We start from the raw sequence: 16,294 nt of genomic DNA, 5'->3' as shown, positions 1-16,294 counted from the left end.
GCCGTGACCTGCTCGGTCGACCAGTTGCCGCTCGCGATCGCGGTGCGGAACGCGTTGCCCGTGGTGAACAGGTAGCCGTTGCCGACGCCGCTGCTCGTGTTGCCGATCCCGTACAGGAAGTAGGAGCCGGTCTGCGAGCCGGCGATCCGCACGTCGAAGTCGATGCTCACCGACGTCAGGCCCGCCAGCGGGCTCGCGGGCAGCACGACGTGGCCGTTCGTGCCGTCGAGCTTGACGCCCTCGCCGGACGTCCAGGTCGCGCCGCCGGCGAGCGTGCCGTCGCGGCCCTGGCCGGACGAGTCGTGCGCGACGGTGCCCGAGGTCTCGTCGAGCGCGTAGTGCAGGATCTGCCCGGCCGGGATGGCCGGGTCGACCGTGACGGTCGCCGTCGCCGAGACGCCCGCGGCCGAGCTCTGCGCCGTGATGGTCGCGGTGCCGTTCGCGACGGCGGACACGACGCCCGACGACGAGACGGTCGCGACCGCCGGGTCGGACGAGCTCCACGTGATCGAGGGGTCGGTCGCCGTCGCGGGCGAGACGGTCGCCTTGAGGGTCGTCGTGGTGCCGGCCGCGATGGTCGAGGTGGCCGGCGAGACGCTCACGCCGTCGACTGCGACCGGGCCACCCGGCAGCACCGTGACCGTGAAGGTCTTGGTGGCGCTCTGGCCGCGCTGCGCGACCGTGGCCGTCAGGTGCACGGTCGCCGCCGAGCCACCTGCCGGGGGTCGGGTGACCGCTCCGGTGGCGGTGACGTGCGCCGCGTCGTCGGTGGCCCACGTGACCGGCTGACCGCCCGCGGCCGTCGTCGGCAGCGTGAGGTTGGCGACCACGCCGCTCGTGTCGCCGAGCGAGAGGGCGGCGGCGTCACCCGCGACGGTCTCCGCGGCGCCCGCGGTGCTGAGCGTCGCGGCCTCGGCCGCGGTGAGCTCGCGGTCGTAGACCCGGAAGTCGCGGATCTTGCCCTGGAACGAGGCGTCGCCGGAGTAGGCGGAACGACCGAGGTAGTTCATGGTCGACGTCGCGACGTCCGAGGGCATGGCCGTGATCGGGCCCGTGGCGACCTGGACGCCGTCGCTGTACAGGTAGGAGCGGCCGGGGGTCGCGACCGAGCCGCCGAGGACCGTGTAGGTGATGTGCTTCCACACGCCCGACGGCAGCACCGCGGAGCCGATCGCGCGCTGCTCGGAGCTGTACCCCGCGTTGGCGAACGTGCCGCGCATCTTCTGGTCGGTGGACCGCCCGGTCACGAACATGTAGCCCGTGCCGTTCGGGTACGTCGCGCTGTTGCCCAGGTTGAACTGGAAGTGCGCGGTGTTGGTGAACGACGCCGGGACGAATACCTCGTAGTCCACGCTCACCGCGCTCAGGCCCGTCAGCAGGTTGTTCGGCAGCTTGATGGCGTTGCCGGAGCTCGACCCGCCGCCGCCGAACGAGAACCCGTTGCCCGCGTTCCAGGACGCCGTGCCGACGACGGCCGCGTCCTTGGCGTTGCCCGACGAGTCGGGCACGACGGTGCCGGTGGTCTGGTCGAGGGCGTACCGGACGACGAGCCCGTCAGCGGTCGAGTCCGCGGCGGCGGGGAGGGCGCCGAGGCTGGTCAGTGCCAGGGCGGCGGCGGTGACCGCGCCCCAGCTCGTGCGTGTTCTCACTGCGACTCCTTCGTCAGGGGTGGAAGAACGAGGGCGAGGGGTGGCGGCGTCCCGGCCGCCACCCCTCGCGGGCTCAGCGCGTCACGACGAGCGTCGTGGCGGCCTTCGAGCCCGAGATGTTCGCCGTGCCGGCGTAGGTGACGGCGACCTTGTAGGTGCCCTTCGCGAGCTTCGGCAGCGTCACCGAGGACTTGCCGGACTTCAGCGCCGAGGTGACGCTCGCGTAGGTCCAGCCGCCGCGGGTGACCCTGGTCGTCACCGAGCCGGTCGCCGTGCCCGCCGAGGTCGCGACCGAGACCGCGACCTTGCCCTTGGCGCTCGCCCTGACCGAGCGCGCGGTGGCCTTCGTCGTCGAGGTCGCCTTGGTGACCTTGACCGTGACGGCGTCCGACGAGCCCAGGAACCGGCTGTCGCCGCCGTAGACCACCGACAGCGGGTGCGTCCCCGCCGCCAGCTTCGGCAGCTTCACCGTGAGCCGGCCGCCGACGAGGGTGCCGGTCGCGAGCTGCTTGGCGCCCTCGAGGACCCGGACCGTGCCGCTCGGTGTGCCCGACGCCCCCGTGACGCGCACGGTGACCGAGCCGGCCGTGCCGTACGCGACCGGCGACGACGCGACCGCGGCCGTGACCGAGGCGGTGAGCTGGACGCCGACCACCGGCAGTGCGAGGGTGTTGACCGCCTCGGTGTTGCCCGCGACGTCGACGGCCCGGTACTGGACCGTGGTCGCACCGGCCCCCACGTGCAGCGCGGTCGTGTACGGCGACCAGGCACCCGAGGTGCCGGTGCGGTACTCGACCCGCGAGACGCCCGAGGTGCTGTCCGCGGCCCGCACCGAGACGGTCCGGGCGACCGTGTCGGCCGTCCCCCGGCTGACGGGGGCGGTCGCGTCGATGCCGACCGTGAGGCTCGCGGGCGTCGCGGAGGTGCGGCCCGTCGCGTCGGTGGCCCGGGCGGTCACCAGGTGCCGGCCGTCACCGGTGAGCGACGCGCTGGCCGACGAACCGGGCGTGGAGGTCCACGCCCCGCCGTCGACCGAGACCTCGACCGCGGTCACGCCCGACGGGTCGGTCGCGGTCGCCGCGACCCCCACGGGTGCGGTCCGCCACCAGCCGGCCAGGCCGTCGGGGGCCCGGTCCGCCGCCAGGGCGACGGTCGGGTCCGTGGTGTCGGTGACCGTGACGACGACGCTCGCCCGCGTCGAGGACCCGGCCGCGACGGTCCCCTGCACGGTGAACGTGCCGGGCGCCGCGTACGCGCTCGGGTCCACCGCGTCCCAGGTGACGGGCGTCAGCACGGACGAGCCGTCGGCGAGGTGCACGTTCGCCTGAGCGGGCAGCGTCGGGGCGGTCCCCTGCTCGGTGCTCGCGGTCAGCGGGTCGACCGACGTGACCAGCAGGTCGGCCTGGTAGCTGCCCAGCAGCCGCTCGTACTCTGCCTGCGTGACGGGCAGGACGGTGCCGTGCCGCGGGCTGCTCGGCAGCTGCGCGGACGGGACGCTGGTCCAGCTGCCCGAGTCCAGGTCGGTCGACGTGAACGCGAGGTACCCCTGGCCGCCGTGGTAGCTCGGCTGGTCGATGAACAGGTACCAGCGGTCCTCGGTGTTGGACTTGAAGATCGTCGGGCCCTCGCCGCCGGTGAACGTGCCGCCCCACGGGTTGGGCTGCCCCTGGCCGACCTTCTCCTTGACGAGCTGCCAGCCCGGCGCGCTCGTCGTGGTCGGCAGCGAGCCGGTGACCGTCGCGAGCAGGTCCGTGGACCTCTCCTGGCGCGGGATCATGTACGCCTCGTCCTTGGTGAACCGGTAGAACGTGTCGCCGTCCTTGATCACCGTGGAGTCGATCATCCCCAGGCCCGTGCCGCGCTTGACGTCGATCCACGGCTGCGGCTCGGAGAAGGTCACGAAGTCACGCGTGGTCGCGTACATCATCCGGTTGTAGCTCGTGCGGTAGTCGCGGCCGGCGGTCGCGGTCGTCGGGTACAGGTTCGAGGCCCAGTACACGACGTACGAGCCGAGGTCCTCGTCGTAGTACGCCTCGGGCGCCCAGGTGTTGCCCGCGAAGTCGGACGACACCTTGACGTGCCGCTGGGCGGACCAGGTCACGAGGTCGGTCGACTCCCAGACCTCGAGGTACGTGCTGCCGGTCTGCTGCGCGGCCGAGAAGGTGTTGCCGCCGTAGATCTTCAGGTCGGTGGCGAGCAGGTAGAACTTGTCCCCCTCGGGCGAGCGCACGATGAACGGGTCGCGCAGGCCCTTCTCACCGAAGTCCGAGGTCAGGACGGGCTCGCCGTCGTTGAGGTCGGTCCAGCGGGTCGGGTCGTCGCCCTTGCTCGCGCCGAAGTAGATGGACTCGCCGTCGGGCGTGGACTCGCCCTCGAAGTAGGCGAACATGTAGGCCGACGGGTCGACGGCCTCGGGCAGCGCCGGGACGGTCGCGGTGAGCACGCGGGTGTCGGAGAGGCCGTCGAGCGTCGCGGTGACGGTCAGGTCGACGCTCGCCGCCGGGGACCCGTGCGCCGGCCGGTGCACGACTCCCGTGCCGGCCACGACGCTTTCGTCGGCCGAGGCCCACGTGAGGACCGAGCCGTTGGCGCCCTTCGTCGGCAGCGTGAGGTTGCCGCGCACGTCACCGAGGTTGGTGACCGTGACGCCGGCCAGGTCCTCGGCGAGCAGGCCGACCGTGTCGGGCAGTGCCACGACCGTCGCCGTGAACTCGCGCGTGGCACTGACGCCCGCGCGGGAGACCGTGGCGGTCAGCGTCACGTCGGTGTCGCCCGTCGCGGCCGACGGCCGCGTGACGACGCCCCCGTTCGAGACGACCGCCGGGGCCGACGAGGACCACGACACCGTGGTGCCCGTCGCGCCGCTCGTCGGGAGCGTGAGCGATGACGTCACGGCCGACGTGTCGCCCAGGGTCAGCGCCGCGGCGTCCGCAGTCACGGCCGGTGCGACCGCGTCCTCGGCGAGCGCCGTGCGCTCCGGGTCGGTCAGGACGCGGTCGTAGATCCGGAAGTCGCGGATCGCGCCCTTGAAGGAGTTGTCGCCCGCCCACGGCGAGCGGCCGATGAAGCTGTTGGTGCCGCCGCCGACGATGTCGCTGGGCTTGATCGTGATGGCGTTGTTGCGCGCCACCTCGACGCCGTCCTCGTAGAGCACGGAGTACCCGGGAGTGGCCGTGGTGCCGCCGACGATCGTGTACGTCAGGTGCTTCCAGATGCCCGTCGTGAGCGCGCCCTGTCGGATCGTGTTCTGCTCGGCCACCGCGCCCGTGGTGATGGCGCCGCGCAGCCGCGGCTCCCAGTCCTTGCCGGTGACGAAGATGTAGCCGGCCGACGAGGCGTTGCCGAGGCTGAAGATGAAGTAGTTGCTGGCCAGCGTCGGGTCGATGTTCACGTCGAAGTCGACCGACACCGTGCCCAGGCCCGTGAGCAGGCCGTCCGGCAGGTCGATCGCGTTACCGGAGCCCGAGGCGCCGCCGGAGAACGCGAACCCGTCGCCGCCGTTCCAGGTGCTCGCGCCGACGACGGCCGCGTCCCTGCCGTGGCCGGACGCGTCGGGCACCGCGGTGCCCGTGGTCTGGTCCAGCACGTACCGCGCGACGAGCCCATCGCCCGGTCCTTCCGCGGCGCCGGCCGGTGCCGCCACCACCGCTCCGCTCAGCGCGACCGCGAGTGCGGTCGCCGCTCCCCAAGTGGCTCGAGTCCTCATCAGGACACTCCTTCGTGTGCGGGAAATCGTGGGTGCGCGCGTCTCGCGCAGGGCCGCCGCCGTGGGCACGTGCGTGCACGTGCCCAGGTGGGCGAGGCACCCCGGGCGACGGTCCGGGGTGCCTCGCTCGGGTGCTACCTGCGGACGGTGAGCGTCACGGTGCGCGTCGACGAGGCGACGCCCGCCGAGCCGGCGTAGGTGACCGTGACCTTGTAGGTGCCCGCCTTGAGCCTCGGCAGCGTGGTGCTCGCCGTGCCCTTCGAGGACAGGGTCGCCGTCCTGGCCGTGACCTTCTTGCCGGCCTTGGTCACCGTGACGGTGACCTTGCCCGTGGCCTTCACACCGGTCGACGTGGAGACGGTCGCCGTGACCTTCGCCTTGGTCGTGGTGCGGACCTTCGTCGGCGAGAGGGTCGCCCTGGTCGTCGAGGACGCCTTGACGACCTTGACCGTGACGACGTCGGACGAGCCCGAGAACCGGGCGTCGCCGCCGTACACGACGGTCAGGCGGTGGGTGCCGACCTTGAGCGACGAGGTGAGCTTCACGCTCGCGCGGCCGGACGCGAGCGTCCCGCGGCCGACCTGCGTCGACCCGTCGAGCACCCGGACGGTGCCCGTCGGGGTACCGCCCGCTCCGGTGACGCGGACCGTCACGACCCCGGCCTTGCCGTAGGCGAGGCTCGCCGGCGCGAGGGCGACCGTCGAGGACGGCGCCAGGACGACGCCCGCCTTCGGCACGACCACCGAGCCCGTGCTCTCCACGTTGCCGACGCCGTCGACGGCACGGAACTGCACCGTCGTCTGCGCGGCCCCGACCACCACGGCCTTCGTGTAGGCCGTGAAGGCGCCCGAGGCCCCCACGCGGTACTCGATGCGGGCCACGCCCGAGCCGTCGTCGGCCGCACGGAGCGCCACCGTCCGGGCTGTGGGGTCCACCGTGGCCTGCGAGACCGGTGCGGCCGCGTCGACCTTGACCGTGAGCGACCGCTCGGCCGAGGTGTTGCCCGACTCGTCCACGGCCCGGGCCCGCACCTCGTGCGTCCCGTTGCCGGTGACCTGCACCGACGCGGTCGAGCCGTCCGTCGACACCCACGCGCCGCCGTCGATCGCGACCTCGACGTGGTCGACGCCCCGGTCGTCGGCCGCCTTCGCGACCACGGTCGCCGGCGAGGCGAGGTAGCCGTTCACGGCCGTGCCCGACGCCGCCAGCGACGTGATCGTCGGCGCCGCCGTGTCCGCGGTGTGCAGCCGCAGGAACGTGATCGAGTACGCCGGGAAGTCGTACGTGAACTCGTTCGACAGCCCCGTCAGCTCGCGCTCGACCGGCACGATCTTCGTCTTGTCCGCCTTGGTGTTCATGTCCGACGGGTTGCCCACCATCTCGGTGGCGGTGCCCGTCGAGGCGACCTCGACGTCGGAGACGGCGACCTGCGTGCGCAGGCCGCGGTCGGCCGTGTTGACGACCTTGACCAGCAGGTCTCCGGTGCTCTGGTCGCGCGTGACGACCTGGTAGAGCTCGGTGGTCGGCAGCTCGTCGGTGTAGTCGATCTGCAGCCCGCCGTCGAGGTAGAGCTTGATGTTGCGCCCGTCGACGACGACCTTGACCTTGTAGGTCTTGCCCGTCGTGATCGACGAGCTCTCGATCGCCTTGACCTCGTTGGCACTGCCGCCGTCCGCCTTCTGCAGGACCGAGCGGGTGTTGTTCCAGCCGCCCAGGTTCCACCAGAAGAAGTTGTTCGGCGCGCCGGCCGCGAAGCCGACGAGGAAGCCCTCGCTGCCCGAGATCTTGCGGGCGTCGAGCTCGAGCGTGTAGTCCGACCAGTCCTTGGCGTAGGCGTCGGTGACGATCGAGCGCGCGTCGGTGACCGACGTCGAGCTCTGCACGTACTCGCCGTTGGTGACCGCCCACGTGCCGGTCTGGCGCTGCCACTTCGAGGCGTCCGTGAAGGCGTCCTCGAAGAGCGTGGCACCGCCGTCGTTGCTCGTGACCTTGACGTTGTCGTAGGCCGCGCTGGTCGACCAGGTCGACAGGAACACGCCGCCCTTCAGGTCCGGCACCACGGGCGCCGGGCCTGCGTACGTGCTGGGCACCACCTGGTCACCGACGTTGGTGGCGAACAGCTTCTGCACGTAGTAGTTGACCGAGCCCCAGGACTCGTCGTTGTCGTACCAGATCGCGTCCGGGCTCCACTGGACGTAGTCCTCGTTGGCCAGCAACGGCGCGTAGGAGGCGAGCTTGACCACGTCGGAGTTGCGCTCGAGGCCCGTCATGTACGACGCCTCGGACAGCGCGTTCCACATCGTGTTCCCCTTCGAGGCGTACTCGCCGAGGAAGACGTCGGGGCCCGAGCGGTCGTAGGAGTCGTAGCGGTCGTTGTTCGCGAGGAACCACGAGGGGTCGTTGTAGTAGTGCTCGTCGACGAGGTCGACCTTCTGCTTCTTGTTGAAGGCCCACAGCGTGTCGAACCGGGCGCCCGAGTCGTCCGGGCCGGAGTTCGACAGGATCTTCACGTCCGGGTAGCGCACCGCGATGGCGTCACGGAACTTCGGGAAGTTGGCCTCGAACGTGGTGGTGTTCTCCTCGTTGCCCAGCCCGATGTACCGCAGGCCGAAGGGCTTCGGGTGCCCGAGCTCGGCCCGGACCGCGCCCCACGTGGTGGTGACGTCGCCGTTCGCGAACTCGATGAGGTCGACCGTGTCCTGCACCCAGCGGGCGATGCTGGCGTCGTCCTTCATCTCGGGGATCGTCGAGCCGCACCCGTTGGCGCCGACCGAGAGCACGGGCAGCGGCGTGGCGCCCAGGTCCTCGGCGAACTCGAAGTACTCCAGGTACCCGATGCCGTACGACTGGTTGTAGCCCCAGAAGTTCCAGTTGGTGGCGCGCTGCTCGACCGGGCCGAGCGTCTCCTTCCACTGGTACGTGCGGCGACGGTCGAGGAAGTTCGAGTCGACGTAGGTGTCGAACGTGCCCACGTTGGTGACGCAGCCGCCCGGGAACCGCAGGAACGAGGGGTTGAGGGCCTCGATCTTGTCCGCGAGGTCCTTGCGCAGCGGCGACTTGCCGTTGACCGGGCCCACCCAGGTGTCGTCCGGGAACAGCGAGACCATGTCGAGACGCAGTGTGCTCGCTGCTCCGGCGATCACCGCGAGGCGGCCCGCGGTCGTGGTCGCGGTGGCCGGGAGGCTCACCGAGTACTTCTTCCACGTGTCCGAACCGTCGACGTCCACCGTGCCCGTCGCGAAGACGACGGCGCCGGCCGCGTCCTCGACCTGCACGGTCAGCGTCTGCGCGGTGCTCGAGCGCGCCCAGACCGAGAAGTCGTACGTCTGGCCGGCCGTCAGCGGGACGCCGGTGTTGTAGCCGGCGTTGCGCACACCTGCGCCAGCGCCCGTGGCGTCCAGGCGCAGGTAGTTGCGGTTCGTGGCGTTCAGGCGCGAGCTGTCGTTGGCGATCACGCCCGTGCTCGCCGAGCCGGCGCCGCGCTTGAGGACCTCCCACGCGGTCAGCCCGGTGAAGGAGCTGTTGTCCGCGGTGCTGAACTCGAACGAGCGGTTGCGCACGAGCTCGGCGTACAGGCCGCCGTCCGCGGCGTAGTTGATGTCCTCGTAGAAGATGCCGTACAGGTCCTTCGAGATGTCGACGCTCGTCGCGTCGCCGTCGACGTCCAGCTTCCCGACGTCCGTCGCCTGGTACTCGATCGTCAGCGCGACCGCGTCCTGGTCGGAACCGAGCGTGAGCAGGCCGTCGCCGTCGAGCCCGACCCACGCACTGCCGTCCGCGAGCCGCAGGTGGAGCTTGCCTCCCCCGGCGTCGGTGATCCGCAGCGCGCTGGCCGCGCCGCCTGCCATGCCGAGGACCAGGTGCCCGTCGGCCGCGACGACCGGGAGGTCGCCGTCGCGGGTGCGCAGCGTGATCGCGCCGTCACCGGCGTCGGTGGGGACCAGGCCGACGACGCTCGTCGGCCGGTCCGCCGTGAACGCGAGGACGCCCTCGCGCTCGACGAGGTAGCGCGGCCCGGAGTCGGGGTGCAGCGTGAACGGGCCCGTCGGCGTGAGGTCCGCGCCCGCCGCGGACGTGACGCCGAACGAGTCGAACGCGACCGTGTGCGACGTGCCGTCCTGCGCCGCGAGCGCGTAGAGGCCGACGGCCGTCATGTCGAAGCTCACGGTGGTCGAGCTCGCGAGCACCCACGTGGTGCCGTCCCAGTAGCTGGTGGTGACGGTGTCACCGACGCGCTGGAGCTGGATCGTCTCGCTCGTGGAGGCCGGGCGGTCCTCGAAGTCGAGCGCGGCGAAGGTGCCGCCGGACTCGGCGTCGGTCTCGATCGCGCGCGCCGAGGGCGACAGCGAACCGACGTAGGTCAGGCCCGCGCGCACGTAGTTGTCCATGTCCTTCCAGGCGATGAGCCCGGCGCCCTGGTAGACCTTCGACACCGGCCCGCTGAGCTTCGCGACGGCCGTGAAGTCACCGGCGGGGATGTCGACCATGAACACGTTCTTGGCCGAGTTGGCGGTCTGCCAGGTGTCGCCGGCCTGCGACGCGAGCGTCAGCGCGCCGTCCCCGAGGGACCATGCCGAGGGCACCTCGTTGGTGACCTTCCAGCGCGCGTCGAGCGTCGCGGAGTCGAAGTCGTCGGTCCATGCCTGGGGCGTGGGCTCGGCGGCCGTGGCCGGTGCACCGAGGGACACGGCACCCGCCGTGACCAGGGCCAGGGCCGTGGCCGCAGCGACCAGCCGACCCGTCCTGCGCGTTCGGGTGAAGCCCTCCGCGTGCGTGGGGGCGTGTGTCATCATCATCAGTGCTCCTACCTCTCCCAGGTGTGGTGCGCCCGATTACGGGACGACCCGTCCGCTTCGTTGCATGACGGGCCCGGATCGGCGTCTCCCGTCCCGGCCAGGGACACCCCGGTGGCAGCCGGGCCTGGCCGGACGGGACGATGCCGTCCTCCTGCATGTGAAGTTGTGCCGTGCGTGAGGGCCCCTGGCAGGAGGCCGGTGAGAGGCGGACCGGCTAGCGCCGGCGCACCACGAGCAGTCGCTGCAGGATCACGAAGACCAGCAGCAGCGCGCCGATCACGATCTTCGTCCACCACGACGAGAGCGTGCCCTCGAACGTGATGATGGTCTGGATCAGGCCGAGCACGAGCACGCCGAGCACCGACCCGAGCACGAAGCCCGAACCACCGGTGAGCAGCGTGCCGCCGATGACGACTGCGGCGATCGCGTCCAGCTCCATGCCGACCCCCGTCAGGGAGTAGCCCGAGCTCGAGAACGCGGCGAACAGCAGGCCGCCGAGGCCGGCGCACGTACCGGAGATGACGTACACGAGCACCTTGGTGCGCGCCACGGGCAGGCCCATGAGGCGGGCCGACTGCTCGCCGCCGCCGATCGCGTAGACCGTGCGGCCGAACCGGGTGTAGTGCAGGGTCACGAACGCGACGACGACGACCGCCAGCGCGATCACGCCGCTCGGCGTGATCGCCCAGCCACCGCCGAGGTCCCAGCGCGTCCCGAGCTTGACGATCGTGGGGTCGGTGATCGGGATCGACTCCGGCGCGATGACGTAGCACAGGCCCCGGGCCAGGAACATCGCCGCCAAGGTGGCGATGAAGGGTTGTATCTCGAAGACGTGGACCATCACGCCGACGGCCCACCCGATCAGTGCGCCCGCGAGGATCGCTGCGGGGATCGCGACGTACGCGGGCCAGCCGTGCACGAACATCCACGCCGAGATGCAGGTGGACAGCGCCAGCACCGCGCCGACGGACAGGTCGATGCCGCCCGTGAGGATGACGAACGTCATGCCCACCGCGACCACGATGAGGAACGAGTTGTTGATCAGCAGGTTGGCCATCACGCGACCGGACAGGAAGTTGTCGTAGCGCGAGCCGCCGATGATCAGCATCAGCACGAGCACCACCACGGTGCCGAGGACCGGCAGGTAGCGCCGGTCCAGGGTCGGGCGGCTGCGGTGGACCGCACCCGTCAGCTTCGGCTCGGGCTGCTTGCGAGCCTTGACGGTCATCTCGTCGGTCGCCATCAGGCCGGCACCTCCACGGGCACGGGAGCCGCCTGCCTGCGGCGGGCTCGCAACTTGTGCTGCACCACGGGGGACTGCAGCAGGCACACGACGATGACGACGAGGGCCTTGAACAGGGACACGGCGTTGACCGGGATCCCGATGACGGTGATCGACAGCGTCAGGGTCGTGATGACCAGGACGCCGACGAGCGTGCCGGTGAGCGAGAACTTGCCGCCCGCGAGCGACGTGCCGCCGATGACCACCGCGAGGATCGCGTCGAGCTCGATGAACAGGCCCGCGTTGTTGGAGTCCGCGGCCATGATGTTCGAGCTCTGCAGGAAGCCCGCGATGCACGCGAACAGCGCGCACAGCACGTAGACGGTCCAGATGATCGTGCGCGCGCGCACGCCGGCCAGCCGGGAGGCGGTCGGGTTGATGCCGACGGACTCGATGAGCACGCCGAGCGCCGTGCGCCGGGTGACCAGCGCGACGACCGCGAAGAAGACGCCGGCGATCAGCGCCGCGACCGGCAGGCCGAGCCAGAACCCGGAGGCGAGCGTCTTGTAGGGCGCGCTCGTCACGGTGGTGATCTGACCGCCCGTGATGAGCATCGCGATCCCGCGGCCGGCGGTCATGATGACCAGCGTCGCGATGATCGGTTGGATGCCGAGCACCGCGACGAGGAAGCCGTTGAACACACCGATCACGAGGCACACGGCGAGGCCGGTGAGCATCGCGACCGCGACGGTCGACACCGCACCGGGGTCCGGCGACGACGCGATCTGCGTGAGCGTCACCGCGCCCGCGATCGCCATCACGGCGCCGACCGAGAGGTCGATGCCGCGGGTCGCGATGACCAGCGTCATGCCGAGGGCCACGAGCAGCAGGATCGACGAGCGACGCAGGATGTCGATCGGCGCCCCGTACAGGTGCCCGTCGCGGACGGTCACCTCGAGGAAGCTGTGGGACTTGAGCGTGCTCGCCAGCAGCAGCACGACGAGGGCGACGATCGGCCAGAACAGCCGGTGCCGCGTGAGTTGGGCCAGCCCGGTCATGCGCTGGTTCCTCCGCTCGCGATGAGGTCGACGACGACGTCGGTCGTGACGTCGTCGGAGTTGACGAGCTCGGCGACCTTGTGGCGGTCGCGCAGCACCGCGATGCGGTGCGAGAGGCGTAGGACCTCCTCGAGCTCGGCCGAGATGAAGACGACCGCCATCCCCTGCGCGGCCAGGTCGGCCACCAGCTTCTGGATCTCGGCCTTGGCGCCCACGTCGATGCCGCGGGTGGGCTCGTCGAGGATGAGCAGCTTGGGGGCGGTGGCGAGCCAGCGCGCGAGCAGCACCTTCTGCTGGTTGCCGCCCGAGAGGTTGCCGGCGATCGCGTCGGGGTTGGCCGGGCGCACGCCGAGCGCCTCGATGTACTGCGCGACGACGTCGTCGGCCTTCTTCCTCGGCACACGGCGCATCCAGCCGCGCTCGGCCTGCAGGCCCAGCACGATGTTCTCGCGCACCGTCAGGTCGCCGATGATGCCCTCGGTCTTGCGGCTCTCCGAGGAGAACACGATCGACTTGGCGAGGCCCGACCGCGGGTTGCGCAGCTTGACCGCCTGGCCGGAGACGAGCGTCTCGCCGCTGTCCGCGTGGTCGGCGCCGTAGAGCAGGCGCGCGAGCTCGGTGCGCCCGGAGCCCAGCAGGCCCGCGAGGCCGACGATCTCGCCGGGGTAGATGTCGAGGTCGAACGGCTCGATCGAGCCGCGCCGCCCGACGCCGATGGCCTGCATGAACGGCGTCCCGCTGCGGTCCACGACCGCACGCTCGGAGCGGCCCTCGAGCTCGGTGAGCACCTCGAGCGCGCGGCCGATCATCTTGCCGACGAGCTCGACGCGCGGCAGCTCGGCCGGCGTGTACTCCCCGACCAGCGAGCCGTTGCGCAGCACCGTGATGCGGTCGCTGATCGCGTAGATCTGCTCGAGGAAGTGCGAGACGAACAGGATCGCGACGCCCTGGTCGCGCAGCGTGCGGATCACGTCGAACAGCCGCGCGACCTCGTCGCTGTCGAGGCTGGACGTGGGCTCGTCGAGGATGAGCACGCGGGCGTCGACGACCATGGCGCGCGAGATCGCGACGAGCTGCTGGACGGCGAGCGAGTGGGACGACAGCGACGACTTGGGGTCGATGTCGAGGTTGAGGGCCTTGAGGTAGGTGCGTGCGGCCTTGCGCGTCGCGTGCCAGTCGATCAGGCCGAATCGGCGGATCTCGTGGCCCAGCATGACGTTCTCGGCGACCGACAGGTTGTCGGTGAGGTTGACCTCTTGGTAGACGGTGCTGATGCCCGCGGCCTGCGCCTCGGCAGGCCCGGCGAAGACCTGGTCGACGCCGCCGACGACGATGCGTCCGGAGTCGATGCCGTAGACGCCGGTCAGCGCCTTGATGAGCGTGGACTTGCCCGCTCCGTTCTCGCCCATCAGGGCGTGCACCTCGCCCGGCAGGAGCCGGAAGTCGACGCCGTCGAGCGCCTTGACGCCCGGGAACGAGATGGAGATCCCCGTCATCTCGACGATCGGGGTGGTGTTCGGCTCGGTCATCATCGACCTTTCCTACGTGTGGCCGGTCGAACGGCCGGGTGGAACGGACCGCCCTCGGGAACGCGACGCGTGGATCGCGTTCCCGAGGGCGTCAACCGTGGTTCAGCTGTGCCCGATCAGAGGCCGGGGTCAGTACTGACGGTCGGGCAGGGCAGCCTTGGCCTGCTCCTGGTCGAACGCACCGTCCTGCGTCACGATCCGCGGCTCGACGGTCCCACCATCGTGCAGCGTCTTGATGATCTTGGCGAGGTCCGGGCCGAGCAGCGGGTTGCACTCGACGATGTAGTTGATCTTGCCGTCGGCCAGGGCGGTCATGCCGTCCTTGACGCCGTCGATCGTGACGATCTTGATGTCGACGCCCGGCTTCTTGCCGGCCGCCTCGATCGCCTCGATGGCGCCCAGACCCATGTCGTCGTTGTGCGCGTACACGACGTCGATGTCCGGGTTGGCCTGGAGGAAGCCCTCCATGACCTTCTTGCCGCCGTCACGCGTGAAGTCACCGGTCTGCGACGCGATGATCTTGATGTTCGCGTTGTCCTTCGTGGCGTCCTCGAAGCCCTGCTTGCGGTCGATGGCCGGCGCGGAGCCCGTGGTGCCCTGCAGCTCGACGACGTTGATCGGCTCGGTGCCCAGGTTGTCGGAGACCCACTGGCCGACGCGCTTGCCCTCCTCGACGAAGTCCGAGCCGATGAAGGTCACGTACAGCGACGTGTCGGCCGTGTCGACGGCACGGTCGGTGAGGATGACGGGGATGTTGGCGGCCTTGGCCTCCTGGAGCACCGCGTCCCAGCCGGTCTCGACGACCGGGGAGAACGCGATGTACTGCACGCCCTGCGCGATGTAGGACCGGATCGCCTGGATCTGGTTCTCCTGCTTCTGCTGCGCGTCCGAGAACTTCAGGTCGAACCCGGCGTCCTTGGTGAGCGTGTCCTGGATCGACTTCGTGTTCGCCGCGCGCCAGCCGCTCTCCGCGCCGACCTGCGAGAAGCCGACCGAGATGGCGTCGCCGCCCGAGGAACCCTCGCTCGACGTGCTGCCCGGGTCGGCGGTCTTGTCGTCGCCGCTGCTGCAGGCCGTAAGGCCCAGGGCGAGAACAGCGATGCCGGCCGCGACGGCCTGCGTCCGAATCTTCTTGCTGACCATGCTTCTCCTCCTCGAGAAACCACCGGTTGCGCGGTCCGACCGTCCGGTCCGATCCGCTTCATGCTCTGGTCCGGCCCACACTGGCCGGTTGTCGAACTGACTTCGTCCCACTCGTTCGCCGCACCACAGTGTGAGCGTTCACACAGATGTTAGCGCTCACATTCGTCCGGGCACAAGACCGATCCCCGTCCGTTACGAACCTGTGACCCGCACGCCTCGTCCTGCCACTGCACCCCGAGCTGCCCTCCGATCTCTCATGCCAGCACGACCTCGATGTCACGCCTGCGGAGCTCGGTGAGCTGCTCCGCAGGCGCACTCGAGCCCGTGATGATCGTGTCCACCTCGGCGACCTGGGCGATCCGACCCAGGTGCACCTGGCCGAGCTTGGATCCGTCCGCCACCACGACCGCGCGCTCGGCGGAGCGGACCATGCGGCGCTTCACCGCCGCCTCGGGCAGGTTCACGTTGGTGATCCCGCGCTCGACGTCCACGCCGTTGCAGCCGATGAAGGCGAGGTCGGCGTGCACCTGGTCCAGGACCGCATCGGCGAGCGGGTCCACCAGGGAGTGCTGCAGCCGGCGCAGCGTCCCGCCGGTGACCATGACGGTCATGCGCGGGATGGTCGCCTCGAGCTCGAGCGCGATGTTCAGCCCGTTGGTCACCACGACGACGCGCTCGAGGTCGACGCGTGCGGCCAGCGCGCGCGCGACGGCGGTGGTCGTGGTGCCGACGTCGAGCAGGACGCTCATCCCCGGCTGCACCAGGGCCGCAGCCGCCGCACCGATGAGGCGCTTCTCCGCCGCGGAGTCGGCCAGCGACTCCTCGAACGACTGCTCGGCGCGCGTCCGGGTCCAGGGCATCGCGCCCCCGCGCACGCGCCGCACCTGCTGCGTGCGGTGCATCGCCTCGAGGTCGGTGCGCACCGTGACGTCGGAGATCCCGAACTCGGCGGACAGGTCGGCGACGCGGACGAACTGACGGCCGTCGATCAGCCGGCGCATCCGCTCGCGGCGGACCTCGGCGGGCACCGTCGCCGTGGCGGTGGCCGGGGTGGCGGTCGGGTCGTTCCCGTCCTCGTCGTTGAGCACGCTCACATCGTCGAAGGTCGTCGTTCCGCCGTCAATCGGCTTGCGTTGCCTTTCGATAACGAAACGAGCCGGGCGGTCACCCCAGGGTGACCGCCCGGCACGG

General features: G+C 70.7%; 8 protein-coding genes. All 8 read right to left on the bottom strand.

The features are described from left to right. On the bottom strand, window positions 1-1,649 hold a 1,649-nt coding region (locus D1825_RS15655), incomplete at its 3' end, for an immunoglobulin-like domain-containing protein (protein ID WP_199721620.1). Window positions 1,650-1,722: 73 nt separating this feature from the next. After that, window positions 1,723-5,355 carry an immunoglobulin-like domain-containing protein gene (locus D1825_RS15650; protein ID WP_118768345.1) on the bottom strand — a complete coding sequence of 1,211 codons (3,633 nt, stop codon included), beginning with the start codon at window positions 5,353-5,355 and terminating at the stop codon, window positions 1,723-1,725. A 134-nt stretch (window positions 5,356-5,489) separates the two neighbouring features. After that, on the bottom strand, window positions 5,490-10,151 hold the full coding sequence (locus D1825_RS15645) for an alpha-L-arabinofuranosidase C-terminal domain-containing protein (RefSeq protein WP_118768344.1): 4,662 nt from the start codon (window positions 10,149-10,151) through the stop codon (window positions 5,490-5,492). 214 nt (window positions 10,152-10,365) lie between these two features. Continuing rightward, complete coding sequence (yjfF, locus tag D1825_RS15640; protein ID WP_118768343.1) at window positions 10,366-11,394, bottom strand: galactofuranose ABC transporter, permease protein YjfF; 1,029 nt, start codon at window positions 11,392-11,394, stop codon at window positions 10,366-10,368. After that, complete coding sequence (locus D1825_RS15635) at window positions 11,394-12,431, bottom strand: ABC transporter permease (protein ID WP_118768342.1); 1,038 nt, start codon at window positions 12,429-12,431, stop codon at window positions 11,394-11,396. The genes yjfF and D1825_RS15635 overlap by 1 nt, the downstream gene beginning before the upstream one ends. Then, window positions 12,428-13,960 (bottom strand): sugar ABC transporter ATP-binding protein, encoded by a 1,533-nt coding sequence (locus D1825_RS15630; protein WP_118768341.1) that lies wholly within the window; start codon window positions 13,958-13,960, stop codon window positions 12,428-12,430. Before D1825_RS15630 ends, D1825_RS15635 begins: the two co-directional genes overlap by 4 nt. 129 nt (window positions 13,961-14,089) lie before the next feature. Then, window positions 14,090-15,103, bottom strand: a complete 1,014-nt coding sequence (locus tag D1825_RS15625) for an ABC transporter substrate-binding protein (protein WP_118768340.1) — start codon at window positions 15,101-15,103, stop codon at window positions 14,090-14,092. A gap of 254 nt (window positions 15,104-15,357) precedes the next feature. Continuing rightward, a complete protein-coding gene (locus tag D1825_RS15620; RefSeq protein ID WP_233549941.1) occupies window positions 15,358-16,191 on the bottom strand; it encodes a DeoR/GlpR family DNA-binding transcription regulator in 834 nt (277 codons plus the stop codon). Window positions 16,192-16,294 lie beyond the last annotated feature (103 nt).

The organism is Cellulomonas rhizosphaerae, from assembly GCF_003470205.1.
Lineage (GTDB): Bacteria > Actinomycetota > Actinomycetes > Actinomycetales > Cellulomonadaceae > Cellulomonas > Cellulomonas rhizosphaerae.
This window is presented reverse-complemented; position numbering and strand designations above follow the sequence as displayed.